Origin of the sequence: Limosilactobacillus alvi (assembly GCF_016900115.1) — a bacterium.
GTDB classification, from domain to species: Bacteria; Bacillota; Bacilli; order Lactobacillales; family Lactobacillaceae; genus Limosilactobacillus; species Limosilactobacillus alvi.
Genome location: NZ_JACJJQ010000049.1, coordinates 1 through 11,570, shown reverse-complemented (window position 1 = coordinate 11,570; position 11,570 = coordinate 1). Strand labels below are relative to the sequence as shown.

Genomic DNA, 11,570 nt, shown 5'->3' with positions numbered 1-11,570 from the left:
GCCACCCACGTTGGGCAGCCTAAACTAGACCAATTTAGCCTTAAAAATTCTATCAGTACCAGTTGACGAAGAGCCTTAATTTGTCTCCTCGCGAATAATATACTTTTGCTAATAGATTACCAACAGATACCTATTGTGATGCGACTTTAACGGTCATTTCATGTATCCAAACCGGTAAAATTACTTTGAAAATCCGAAGGAAAGACTAGCCAAAAGCAGAAATTGATGCTATAGTTGTACGAGTTAGGGTTACGTATAACGTATTCTCGTTAAAATAAAAAGTTTGGAGGCAAAAACCAATGCGTGTAAACATCACTATGGAATGCACTGAGTGCCACGAACGGAATTACTTAACTAGTAAGAACCGTCGTAACAACCCCGATCGGCTGGAATTAAAGAAGTACTGCCCACGGGAACATAAGGTTACTTTACACCGAGAAACTAAGTAGTGGGATTTAAGTGAAAGAGCCGGGATTTTCCCGGCTCTTTCTTTTTTGGTGATGGTGCTTGAACCTTTTTGAAAATTTTGTCACAATAACTTTAACTTTGAAATTGGTAAAGTGAAAAGAGGTTGGCGCATGAATGAAAATAAAAAATTAGTCCGTAAACAGTTTATTTCGCGAATACAGAATTTAGTACCGGAAGATAAACTTCGGCAAGAAGCAACTTTAGTCACAAAATTAACTCAGCAAAGGGCATGGCAAGTGGCCAAAGTGGTTGCGGTAACCATGAGCCAAGGCTTTGAACTCAATACCATGTCGCTAATCAAAGCTGCTCAAGCCGCAAGCAAAGTTGTGGTGATACCGCGAACTTTGCCAAAAAGACAAATGGAATTTGTTGAACTTAATTCAACAACTAGATTTGAAAAATCGGCTTTTGGAATACAAGAACCAGTAAATGGGCAAGTTTATTTGCCAACTGATATTGATTTAATCATTGTCCCTGGGGTTGCTTTTACCCCTAACGGTCATCGCTTGGGGTTTGGGGGTGGCTATTACGATCGCTACTTGGCCCGTTATAATGGACAAACGATTTCGCTTGCTTTATCGGCTCAGGTTGCTGATGAAGAAGCTTGGCCACATGAAAGCTTTGATATCGATGTTCAACAGGTTTTGACCTGTTTGGATAAATGAGGGGTAAATAGTGAAAATAGTTTGGCAAAAGGCTCCAGTAACATGTTGCTTGATCAGTGTGATGGTAATTATTTACTTGGGGATGCTAGTTACCGGTGGATTTACGACATATAACTTATTACGTTGGGGTGCGCTTTATCCGCCACTAGTTGTTCACAGCCAATGGTGGCGACTTTTTACCGCGGGCTTCATTCACCTTGGTTGGGAACATATTTTAATGAATGGGCTAACTTTGTATCTGATTGGATACTATGTTGAGCAATTATTTGGTCATTGGCGGTTATTGGGGCTCTTTATTTTAAGTGTACTTGGTGGTAATTTAGCTAGCTTTGCTTTCGATCCCACCGCAATTGCAGCTGGTGCTAGTACCGGGATTTTTGGTTTATTTGGTGCTTTTATCTTTTTAGGGAGTGAATTCCGAAATAATAATGGAGTTCGTTTAATGGCGCGGCAGTTTCTAATCTTGGTGGTTGTAAATGTCGTTTTTGATATTTTTATGCCCCATGTTGGTTTAGCGGCTCATTTAGGCGGTTTTCTAGTCGGCTTTTTAGCCGCCGCCGCCCTTGGTGCCCCGCGTTTGGGGAAAATTAGCTTGCTAAAACGGTTGCTTAGTGGCACTATATTAATTGTTTTAGGATTTCTTTTTTACGGATTGGGGCGGTTTTAGGTGAGACCAATAACGAGGTTACGAACCCTATATGACGTGCAACAGCTCTTGAAACAGTTTAATGTCTTTGTCTACGTTGGTAAGCGACTTTGGGACATTGAATTAATGGCCTTAGAAATTGATAATCTTTACCAAGCTCGGGTTATTGATAAAGACCTTTTTCTTCAGGCTAAGTTAGTTCTTAATAAAGAGCACCGAGAGGAAGAAAAATATGAAACACAGGAGAGAAGGAAAAATGACTAGTAACAAGAAACTCATTGGTGTTGACCTTGGTGGGACAACAATTAAGTTTGCAATTTTGACAGCTGAAGGAGAGATCCAAGAAAAGTGGTCAATTCGGACTAACATTCTTGATGAAGGATCCCACATTGTGCCAGACATTATTGATTCAATCAATCACCACATTGATTTGTACAAGATGAGTAAAGAACAATTTATCGGAATTGGGATGGGAACTCCCGGAACAGTTGACCGGAAAGCTGGTACGGTGATTGGGGCCTATAACTTAAACTGGAAGACATTACAACCAGTTAAAGAACAAATCGAAGCTGGAACTGGCTTAAAGTTTGCGTTGGACAATGACGCAAACTGTGCTGGCCTTGGTGAACGTTGGAAGGGCGCCGGTAACGATGGTGATGACGTTGCCTTCATCACCCTTGGTACTGGTGTTGGTGGTGGTTTGATTGCTAATCGGCAACTCCTTCATGGTGTTGGTGGAGCGGCTGGTGAAGTTGGCCACATCACGGTTGAACCAAACAACGGTTACCTTTGTACCTGTGGAAAGCGCGGTTGCCTTGAACAATACGCTTCGGCAACTGGGGTTGTTCACTTGGCACAAGACTTTGCTGAAGAATATGAAGGTAACTCGCCACTTAAAAAGATGATTGATGATGGAGATGAAATCACTTCTAAGATTGTCTTTGACTTAGCTAAGCAAAATGATTACTTAGCAAATCAAGTTGTCGATAAGGTTTGTTACTACCTTGGTCTGGCAGTTGCCAACTTATCCGACACTTTGAATCCGGAATTTGTCGTTATTGGTGGTGGGGTTTCAGCCGCTGGGGATTTCTTGTTGAACCGGGTACAAAAGTACTTTGAAGAATTTGCTTTTGCAACAGTTAAGACTTCAACCAAGCTAAAGTTAGCAGAACTTGGTAACGATGCTGGGGTTATTGGTGCTGCTTCTTTAGCTACTCAGTTTGCATAAGCTAATCCAATTTTTAGTGGAGTGTGATTAAAACATGGTAGTTGCATCGGTTTCAAGTGGCTTGTTAATGTTTGATGCTGTCATCATTATTATTTTGATAATCTGGTTAGGAAGCGCAGGTTTGAATCGTTGGCGGCGGAAAAAGTATGCCACAATGTTAGATCAAGAAGCCTTTCAAAAGGGATCCCACCGCGCTCAAGTCTTGGATGTGCGCTCAAAAGAAGATTTTGATAAGGGCCACATTCTTGGAGCACGGAGTATGCCATTGGCTTACATGAAGCAACAAATGGGGGATCTAAGAGCAGATTTGCCGATTTACTTGTACGATCAAGGGATGACTTTGAGTACTCAAGCGGCTGTTTGGCTAGCTAAGCAGGGTTACAAGCAACTCTATATTTTAGATGGTGGCTACTCAAAGTGGACTGGTAAAACGAAAAAGTCAAAATATTAAAAAAAGCGACGCCGATAAAGTCAGTACGACTTTTTAGTCAGCGTCGCTTTTATTTGAATAAAGTTAGAACTGATGAGAAGAGCGGCCTTTCCGAACAGCAGCTCGACGGTTAGTATCAAATTTCTCTTCCGTTTCTTCAATTGGCTTTATAACTGTTTTATGAAAGGTGAAAACGCCACTGGCTAAAGCTCCCAAGGTTGCTAAGGTTCCAACTAAAAAACCTTTTGAAAATTGTTTCATTGGTCTGCCTCCTTATTGTAACTGTCTTTATTATGCAAGATTAAAATCATTTTTGCCAGTTATAATCACAAAAAGCAAGAAAGTTTTATGAAAGAGGTGTTATTGAGTTAAATGACAAAAGTACTTGCGATTGTTGGTCCAACTGCAGTGGGTAAAACAGCACTTTCAATTTACCTTGCAAAACGGTTAAATGGAGCGGTGATTTCTGGTGACTCGATGCAGGTTTACCGTAAGCTAGATATTGGGACGGCAAAAGTTACTCCAGTAGAAAAGGCTGGGATCCCACATTATTTAATTGATATTCGAAATGTTGATCAACAATTCACCGTTGCAGAGTTCAAACAAGAAGCTAAAGCTAAGATCAAATCAATTTCAAAAAAAGGTCAGTTACCGATTATCGTTGGGGGCACCGGCTTCTATCTGCATGCTTTGACCAATGAGCTGGCTTTGGGAAATGATCAGCAAGAGTCAAAGCAAATCCGTAACAAGTGGCTTCACCAAGCTGAAAGAATCGGAAAACAAGCGGTTTGGGATCAGCTAAACCAACGTGATCCAGAAGCTGCAAAAAAAATCCCAGTTCAAAATCTGCGGCGAACCATCCGGGCTTTAGAAGTGATCGAAAAGACGGGAAAATTATTTTCAAGGCAACCACAAGCAATTGCAGAAGATGATTACTTTATCGTTGGCCTAACAACTGATCGGCAAAAATTATATGCGCGGATTAATCAACGTGTGGAGCAGATGATGACTCGTGGATTGTTAACGGAAGCGAGATGGTTATATGACCAGGGGGGTGAAAAATTACCGGCTGGGAAAGGCATTGGTTATCGAGAATTATTTCCGTATTTTGCTGGAGAATGTTCACTTGATGAGGCAATTGAAAAAATTAAACTTGATTCGCGCCACTATGCTAAGCGACAGTTAACATGGTTTCGGAACCAAGAGGACTGCCACTGGTTTGATCTCGTACAGGGAAAAAATCAAACTGAAGAAATCGAAGCTCAGGTTAAAGCATGGTTAAAAAAGTAAAGTTTAAACCGCTTACGATCTAATGTCCATTGGAATTTACGGATAAAATTGACAGGGAAAACCAGGGTGATAAACTAATACCAATTTAGAAATTCTAAAGGAAAACACGATTGGATTAGCCAGAAAGGAACTTTACAAAATGACGAGGCATGAATACACCAAAGATGAAGTACGTGAATTAATTAAGGCCGAAGACGTCCGCTTTTTACGGTTAATATTTACGGACTTGTTTGGGATGAGCAAGAGTGTTGATTTACCAATTAGCCAACTTGATAAGTTACTCGAAAACAAAATTATGTTTGATGGCTCTTCAATTGACGGCTTTGTCCGGATTGAAGAAAGTGATATGTATCTTTACCCTGATATGAGTACATGGTTGATTTCACCTTGGGGTAAAGAACATGGCAAGGTTGCGCAAGTTATCTGCAGTGTTTATACAATTGATGGTAAGCCGTTTGCTGGTGATCCCCGGAATAATTTAAAGCGGCTTGTGGCCGAAATGAAGGCAGCTGGCTTCACGAGTTTCAACATTGGACCAGAACCAGAATTCTTCTTATTCAAGACTGATGATACTGGCAAGCCAACAATGGAAGTTAATGACCAAGAAAACTACTTTGATATGGAACCAGCTGATCGTGGTGAAGATTGCCGGCGTGATATTGTTCTTGCTCTTGAAAAGCTTGGCTTCTCAGTTGAAGCTTCACATCACGAAGTTGCTCCTGGTCAGCACGAAGTTGACTTTAAGTACGCTGACGCCCTCGAAGCTGCTGATAACATCCAAATGTTTAAGATGGTAGTAAAGACGATTGCTAAGAAATACGGTTTACATGCAACCTTCATGCCAAAGCCACTTTCTGGGGTTAATGGTTCGGGGATGCACATGAACATGTCACTCTTCACTGAAGCTGGCAATGCTTTTTATGATGAAAAGGGTTCGTTACAATTATCTCAGACTGCTTATCATTTCTTGGCGGGGGTTTTAGACCATGTCCGGAGTTTAACGGCTGTTTGCAACCCAATCGTAAATTCCTACAAACGATTAGTTCCAGGTTATGAAGCTCCGGTTTATGTTGCTTGGTCAGCTTCAAATCGTTCCCCATTGATTCGGATCCCAGGAAGTCGGGGATTAAGTACCCGGCTTGAATTACGGTCAGTTGATCCATCCGCCAACCCCTACTTAGCAATTGCCGCAATTCTTGCAGCTGGGTTAGATGGCTTAAAGCGGAACTTACAACCAATGCCAGCTGTTGATGAAAATATTTACAAGATGACAATGACTCAACGTAAGGAAAAGGGAATCAAGGACCTTCCTGACACTTTACACAACGCTTTAAAGAGTTTGGCCCAAGATGACGTGATTAAGGACGCCATGGGGGAACATCTTTTTGAAAGCTTTATCACAGCGAAAACCAAGGAATATGCCGCTTACCGGTTGAATGTTTCAAACTGGGAACGGGATCGATACATGGAAAAATACTAGTGAATGTGACTAGGTAGCATTAAAGATATTAAAAAGGCTGATCAAAACTTAGCTTTGATCAGCCTTTTGTGGTACTAAAAACGTTATTTATTTAACTTGGCGGCGTCTGCGTCGATCTTGGCAAATCCTAAGCCATTTGGTTTTTGATTGCCACGCTTTTCCATCGCCTTGCGAGCCATTTCTTTGCGTTCTTGTTTACTAAGTGCCATCGAAACTCGCCTCTTTTGATATGGAGTGTCAACTTACTTGACACTCTCATTATAGTTCAAAAAATTTGAAGAACAAGTGATGTTACCTTATAAAAATGATAAAAAAGTCGTTAAGGAACGATTCAGCCCTTTAAAATTTGAGAAAAAGTCGGTAAGATTAAGATAGACCAAATTAAGGAGAATGTTGCCGATGGTAAGCAAATTTGAGAACGGTGCACAACCGATCAGCAAAATTATTAATCAATCGATTAAACAAAAAGTTAATTATTTACAAGAATTAGATCAAGCAGTTAAAGCTCACGAAGATCAAAAGGTTTATGCTTTACTTGATCAAAAACGGTACGCAGCTGAAATTTTACACCGGGAAGAAAAAGCAAATGACACTGGGGTGATGACCTTAGTAGATGATATTACCAATCACTTAAGTAATTACTTAAGTAGTAAGTTGATTAACTATCTTAGTCAAGCATACCCTTTCTTTTACTATGAAGAATACCAACTTGGTCATTTTCGAATTTACTTTGGTAACTGGTGGGACCGGCGGCAATTTGGTGAACTCGATGTCTTGAATATTCGGTTTATTTTTGATCAAACCGAATACAAAAAATTAGCACAATCGTTTGAACTTAGCCAATCTGGTAAGCGCTTTAATGGTGAAAAGATTGATCAACTTTCCAAAGAAAATGATCGTCTACAAAATCTAATTGATTCGCAAGCTAAGCGTGAAGCAAAGAAAGAAGAACTTCAAGCGGAATTAAAAGAAGCAAGTGCGCGGAATGGCCTCTTCGAATCAAGTAAAAACCGGGAGGCACGGGAAGCGATTGTTAGTGAACTCTCAAAGCTTGAAGACCAAGATGAAGAAGCCCGGACAGCAGCTGGAAAGATTAAGGAAAACAACCAAGCGGTCTTGGAACTTTCCAAAGAAAATACCATCCTAAGTTATGAACGGAAGAGTATTGTGGATACTTTTGAAAGTTTTGAAGACTTTGAAGTCCAAAATCATAACCTGTATGCCAACTATTTGAAGAGTTTGGTTGACGGTGGAAAGCAGGTGATTGCACATGACTAAGCAAATGCTTTCCACCGCAACCGATCAAGTCACTAGCTTAACGGCATCACTCGCGACTGGACTTAAGCTGGGGGAACAATACGTCCAATTACTTAATCAGCTCGCAACAACGACAGATGCTAATCAACTTTTATCGTCAGCAAGCGATTTAATTAAGTTTGATCTAACGGATGCTTACGTTAAGTTCCCTCATCATTACGCTCCCGAAGATTATTATTTACTCTTTATGGGGCGGCTTTTGGAACTTGAAGGAGTCGAAGGGCTAGAGGTTAAGCCTGATCCACTCCATCGCCGGTTAGCAATGCGCTTAACTAGTTTCGAAAACAATTATACTTTCTGTTTTGAACAAAAACGGGGGAAAGAGGGGGCCTTTTTCTGTGAACAAACCGACCATGAGCCGCTCTTTAACCTCGATTTAGCTCATCAAAGTCTTCAGTTCAACAATCAAGCATTGATTGATTTCCTAATTGTTAAAGAAATTAGTGCTCATAATGACCTTGAATTGCAAGGGATTATTAAACCACTAGTTACTTTTGCTAACTTATTGGACTCCAAATTGAACTTCATGATTAACTTAGGGATTTTAGCAACAAAGAACGAGGCCCACTTTAAGTTAGCAGCACCAGAACTTTCACTAACAGTGATTGATAAGCTTTTTGTTAAGACAGCAGAAACCGATACGGTTCTTTTAAGCTTGCCTAAGAATAATGGGGCAAAACTTAAATTGGGTGATCAAATAGCGATGACCCTTTGCTATGATCCCGATGATTACAGTAAGCAATGGTTCTTTATGGTTAATGATCCAAAGGAGAATTTATCCTTCCTTGATGTGCTCTTACATTACCCATTAGTGCGTGATTGGTACTTAATTAATCGGGAAAGTCTGGCGATTATGGACAATAACTTTAGTTACACTCCAGCCGCTGACGAACGAGTAGTCCGTCATACTCCGGCAACAGATGCTGAACCAGTTAAGGAAGAAGCGCCGGCTAGTGCAGTTAATGATGATGAAGAGGCTTCTGATTAATGTTTAATATTACTAAGCTCTTACAAACTTCAATTAACTTAGATAACCAAATGTTTGAACAACGGGATCTTTTGATCGGTCCAAGTGCTCATTTACAGCACGCCATGATTAATTTGGATCAAGCGTTGAGTAACCTCTATCAAGTTAGTGATAATCAATACGAGTTACATTTTGGTGAAAAAATTAGGTTTGATCAAACCCAAGCTTACACCTTGACCCTTCACTGGTGTTTAGTTATTAGTGCCCGGCTAAAGTGGACCCATTTAGTGGTTCTAGATGCAAAACAATGGCAAAAAATTCAGGCAGCGAAGCCTGCTACGAAAATGGCTGATTTTGATAAAGAATTTTTAGCAATAAAAAATCTGCTTTTGCAAAGCTACTACACGCATCGGCAAGCTGATTTTAAGCACGCTTGGCACTTATTATTGAAGTTGGGGTTAGTTGACTATCAACTTGATCCGTCAGTAATTATGGAAACTCAAGCAAAATTAAATGACTTAATTTAGTTTTGAAACGGTTTAGGCTAGGAAGAATATTCCACCTTAAGCCGTTTTTTTATTTATTCGCTGCAAGGCAATAATAAGGAATCTCCCTAATATTTATGTACATTTTTAATAAAGCCTTTACATAGATTTGGAATAATGGTAAATTAAAACCGTAAGTAATAATGATTCTAAACAAGGAGGAATTTATGATGAACTTTTTGAATCGTGAAATTGATGATTTTAAGGTAAATGCCTACCAAGCGGGGGAAACGATCGAAGTTTCAAAAGCTGATGTATTAGGAAAGTGGAGTATCTTCTTTTTCTACCCAGCTGATTTCTCCTTTGTTTGCCCAACTGAATTGGAAGCATTACAAGATAACTACCAAGCTTTCAAAGATGCTGATGCTGAAATTTATTCTGTTTCTGAAGATACTGAATTTGTTCACAAGGCTTGGGCTGAAGCTTCCGATAAGATTGGCCGGATTCAATACACGATGTTGGCGGACCCCGCTGGCAAGTTAGCACGGATGTTTGATGTTTTAGATGAAGATGCTGGTCAAGCATACCGGGGTGTCTTCATTGTTGACCCTGATGGGAAGATTCAATCATATACGATTAATAACATGGGAATTGGTCGTTCTGCTGACGAAATTTTGCGGACCTTACAAGCAGCTCAATTTGTTCGTGAACATGGTGACCGCGTTTGCCCTGCAAACTGGAAGCCGGGTGATGATACGATTAAGCCAAGCCTTGACCTAGTTGGGAAACTCTAATTAAAAAGGGGACGTTAGCATGGCCGATCGAATCTATGACTTAATTATTATTGGTGCTGGTCCTGCCGGACTTTCAGCAGCAATTTATGCTGGCCGGGCAACTTTGGACACTTTGGTTTTAGAGGCTGATACGGTTGGTGGTCAAGTTACCACCACTGCGATGGTTTATAATTACCCAGCAGCTCCAGCAATTGACGGGACAAAGTTAATGCACCAAATGCAACAACAGACTCAAGATTTTGGAGTGGCGATTAAGAAAGATCGGATTATTAAATTTGATCTGGATGGGGAGGTTAAAACTTTAACGGGCGAGAGTGGCCATCAGTATCAAACCCGAAGCGTAATTATTGCGACCGGAGCTAGTCCTCGCCATGCCGGCTTTGTTGGCGAAGATGAATTTCGTGGTCGAGGAATTGCCTATTGTTCCACCTGTGATGGGGAACTCTTTACTGGACTTGAAGTCTTCGTTGTTGGTGGCGGTTATGCAGCGGCTGAAGAAGCTGACTTTTTAACCCGGTACGCCAAACATGTGACGGTCTTAGTTCGAGAAGGCGAATTCCAGTGTCCGCCGTTGACAGCCGCTCGAGCACTTGATAATCCAAAGGTTGATGTTAAGTATCATACCGAAATCGAAATGGTTCGTGGAGACCAATATTTAACGGAGATGACCTTGGTTAATAATGAAACTAAGGAGAAAACCGTTTATCATGTCGACGAAGGTGATCAAACCTTTGGCGTCTTCGTCTATGTTGGAACTAAGCCAGCAACCGATTTATTACCAGCGACTTTGAAAAAAACACCTCAAGGTTATCTAAAGGTTAATCAAAATGGAGAAACGACCCTTCCGGGAGTTTACGCTGCTGGAGACGTAATTGACAAGGATCTCCGGCAAATTATTACGGCGGCTGCAGATGGGGCAACTGCTGCAACTAAGGCTGAAGAATATGTAAGTGCACAAAAGAAACGACTACATATTCCGGTTAACCGACCAAAACCAAAGCCGGTGGGGAAAACGAGTTCGGTTGTTGATGAAAGGGCAACCAAGCACACAGGTAAGTGGTTTACCCCTGATTTGGTTAGTCAGTTAAGTCCAATTTTTGCGCGGTTAACGAAGAATGTAACTCTACAAGTTTTGTCAACAGGAGACGAATTAAGTCAGGAATTGATTGCCTTTGTTCAAGAATTGGTAGGTTTAGATAGTCATTTATCGGAAGTAACGGTAGATGCGTCAGCTAATCTTGATTTTGCACCGCAATTACGGCTCCTGGTTGATGGAAAAGCAACCGGTTTACAATATGCAGGCGTACCAACGGGACATGAATTAAATTCATTAGTCCTGGGTTTGTATAACGTTGCTGGTCCTGGACAAGAAGTTGCACCAGATTTGGTTACTCGGATTAAGCAATTACCAACCACTAAGTTTGAAATTGGGGTTTCTTTGACCTGTCATTTCTGTCCAGATGTGGTCGCGGCTTGTCAAAAGATGGCTTCAATCAATCCCAAAATTACGGCTACGATGATTGATCTAGCTCACTTTAAGGAGCTTCGTGAAGAACGTCAAATTATGAGTGTTCCCGCAACAATGATTAATGGTGGTCCGGTTATTTTTGGAAGCCAAACTTTGGAACAACTCGTTGCGGCAGCTGAAGAGGCAAAGTAGGGTTATCATAGGAGGATTTCTAAGAGAAAATCTTAGGATCCTTTTTTAATTCTGATAAAATGTGGCTCTTCGTCAACTGGTACTGATAGAATTTTTAAGGCTAAATTGGTCTAGTTTAGGCTGCCCAACGTGGGTGGCCT

General features: G+C 40.9%; 15 protein-coding genes. 13 read left to right on the top strand and 2 right to left on the bottom strand.

The annotated features are described in order from the left end of the window. Window positions 1-299 precede the first annotated feature (299 nt). From rpmG to H5993_RS08315, 6 genes are all read left to right on the top strand, one after another. Complete coding sequence (rpmG, locus tag H5993_RS08340; RefSeq protein WP_180871826.1) at window positions 300-449, top strand: 50S ribosomal protein L33; 150 nt, start codon at window positions 300-302, stop codon at window positions 447-449. 129 nt (window positions 450-578) lie between these two features. Beyond that, on the top strand, window positions 579-1,133 hold the full coding sequence (locus H5993_RS08335; RefSeq protein ID WP_204777005.1) for a 5-formyltetrahydrofolate cyclo-ligase: 555 nt from the start codon (window positions 579-581) through the stop codon (window positions 1,131-1,133). Window positions 1,134-1,143: 10 nt separating this feature from the next. After that, a complete protein-coding gene (locus H5993_RS08330) occupies window positions 1,144-1,800 on the top strand; it encodes a rhomboid family intramembrane serine protease (protein WP_204777004.1) in 657 nt (218 codons plus the stop codon). Next, window positions 1,801-2,043, top strand: coding sequence for a YqgQ family protein (locus H5993_RS08325; RefSeq protein ID WP_204777003.1), 243 nt, complete (start codon window positions 1,801-1,803; stop codon window positions 2,041-2,043). Then, on the top strand, window positions 2,036-3,007 hold the full coding sequence (locus H5993_RS08320; RefSeq protein ID WP_204777002.1) for an ROK family glucokinase: 972 nt from the start codon (window positions 2,036-2,038) through the stop codon (window positions 3,005-3,007). Before H5993_RS08325 ends, H5993_RS08320 begins: the two co-directional genes overlap by 8 nt. A gap of 34 nt (window positions 3,008-3,041) precedes the next feature. Beyond that, window positions 3,042-3,458 carry a rhodanese-like domain-containing protein gene (locus H5993_RS08315; RefSeq protein ID WP_204777001.1) on the top strand — a complete coding sequence of 139 codons (417 nt, stop codon included), beginning with the start codon at window positions 3,042-3,044 and terminating at the stop codon, window positions 3,456-3,458. A gap of 63 nt (window positions 3,459-3,521) precedes the next feature. Here the strand turns inward: H5993_RS08315 and H5993_RS08310 are convergent, their stop codons facing one another. Further along, window positions 3,522-3,698 (bottom strand): DUF3042 family protein, encoded by a 177-nt coding sequence (locus tag H5993_RS08310; protein ID WP_180871832.1) that lies wholly within the window; start codon window positions 3,696-3,698, stop codon window positions 3,522-3,524. Between the two features lie 111 nt (window positions 3,699-3,809). Between H5993_RS08310 and miaA the strand changes: the two genes are divergently transcribed. Then, window positions 3,810-4,727, top strand: coding sequence for a tRNA (adenosine(37)-N6)-dimethylallyltransferase MiaA (miaA, locus tag H5993_RS08305; protein ID WP_204777000.1), 918 nt, complete (start codon window positions 3,810-3,812; stop codon window positions 4,725-4,727). 139 nt (window positions 4,728-4,866) lie between these two features. Then, window positions 4,867-6,207 (top strand): type I glutamate--ammonia ligase, encoded by a 1,341-nt coding sequence (gene glnA, locus H5993_RS08300; protein ID WP_204776999.1) that lies wholly within the window; start codon window positions 4,867-4,869, stop codon window positions 6,205-6,207. A gap of 83 nt (window positions 6,208-6,290) precedes the next feature. On the opposite strand, the gene H5993_RS09605 is transcribed toward glnA, so the two are convergent. Beyond that, a complete protein-coding gene (locus H5993_RS09605) occupies window positions 6,291-6,416 on the bottom strand; it encodes a hypothetical protein (protein ID WP_275087013.1) in 126 nt (41 codons plus the stop codon). 190 nt (window positions 6,417-6,606) lie between these two features. Between H5993_RS09605 and H5993_RS08295 the strand changes: the two genes are divergently transcribed. The 5 genes from H5993_RS08295 to H5993_RS08275 all read left to right on the top strand — a co-directional run bounded on the left by H5993_RS08295 (window position 6,607) and on the right by H5993_RS08275 (window position 11,430). Continuing rightward, entirely contained in the window at window positions 6,607-7,485 is an 879-nt protein-coding gene (locus tag H5993_RS08295) for an exonuclease SbcC (protein ID WP_204776998.1), read from the top strand. After that, the gene (locus tag H5993_RS08290; protein ID WP_204776997.1) at window positions 7,478-8,512 is read left to right on the top strand and encodes a hypothetical protein; all 1,035 of its coding nucleotides are present in this window, start codon (window positions 7,478-7,480) and stop codon (window positions 8,510-8,512) included. Before H5993_RS08295 ends, H5993_RS08290 begins: the two co-directional genes overlap by 8 nt. Beyond that, entirely contained in the window at window positions 8,512-9,018 is a 507-nt protein-coding gene (locus H5993_RS08285; protein WP_180871837.1) for a dUTPase, read from the top strand. The genes H5993_RS08290 and H5993_RS08285 overlap by 1 nt, the downstream gene beginning before the upstream one ends. Before the next feature lie 188 nt (window positions 9,019-9,206). Next, window positions 9,207-9,770 carry an alkyl hydroperoxide reductase subunit C gene (ahpC, locus tag H5993_RS08280; RefSeq protein WP_180871838.1) on the top strand — a complete coding sequence of 188 codons (564 nt, stop codon included), beginning with the start codon at window positions 9,207-9,209 and terminating at the stop codon, window positions 9,768-9,770. Window positions 9,771-9,789: 19 nt separating this feature from the next. After that, a complete protein-coding gene (locus tag H5993_RS08275) occupies window positions 9,790-11,430 on the top strand; it encodes an FAD-dependent oxidoreductase (RefSeq protein ID WP_204776996.1) in 1,641 nt (546 codons plus the stop codon). Window positions 11,431-11,570: the final 140 nt, after the last annotated feature.

Excerpts from the sequence above, each read along its gene's own strand:
- H5993_RS08285 (WP_180871837.1), top strand. The coding sequence starts at position 8,512 with ATGTTTAATATTACTAAGCTCTTACAAACTTCAATTAACTTAGATAAC.
- H5993_RS09605 (WP_275087013.1), bottom strand. The coding sequence starts at position 6,416 with ATGGCACTTAGTAAACAAGAACGCAAAGAAATGGCTCGCAAGGCGATG.
- H5993_RS08290 (WP_204776997.1), top strand. The coding sequence starts at position 7,478 with ATGACTAAGCAAATGCTTTCCACCGCAACCGATCAAGTCACTAGCTTA.
- ahpC (WP_180871838.1), top strand. The coding sequence starts at position 9,207 with ATGAACTTTTTGAATCGTGAAATTGATGATTTTAAGGTAAATGCCTAC.
- rpmG (WP_180871826.1), top strand. The coding sequence starts at position 300 with ATGCGTGTAAACATCACTATGGAATGCACTGAGTGCCACGAACGGAAT.
- glnA (WP_204776999.1), top strand. The coding sequence starts at position 4,867 with ATGACGAGGCATGAATACACCAAAGATGAAGTACGTGAATTAATTAAG.
- H5993_RS08320 (WP_204777002.1), top strand. The coding sequence starts at position 2,036 with ATGACTAGTAACAAGAAACTCATTGGTGTTGACCTTGGTGGGACAACA.
- H5993_RS08295 (WP_204776998.1), top strand. The coding sequence starts at position 6,607 with ATGGTAAGCAAATTTGAGAACGGTGCACAACCGATCAGCAAAATTATT.
- miaA (WP_204777000.1), top strand. The coding sequence starts at position 3,810 with ATGACAAAAGTACTTGCGATTGTTGGTCCAACTGCAGTGGGTAAAACA.
- H5993_RS08275 (WP_204776996.1), top strand. The coding sequence starts at position 9,790 with ATGGCCGATCGAATCTATGACTTAATTATTATTGGTGCTGGTCCTGCC.
- H5993_RS08315 (WP_204777001.1), top strand. The coding sequence starts at position 3,042 with ATGGTAGTTGCATCGGTTTCAAGTGGCTTGTTAATGTTTGATGCTGTC.
- H5993_RS08335 (WP_204777005.1), top strand. The coding sequence starts at position 579 with ATGAATGAAAATAAAAAATTAGTCCGTAAACAGTTTATTTCGCGAATA.
- H5993_RS08310 (WP_180871832.1), bottom strand. The coding sequence starts at position 3,698 with ATGAAACAATTTTCAAAAGGTTTTTTAGTTGGAACCTTAGCAACCTTG.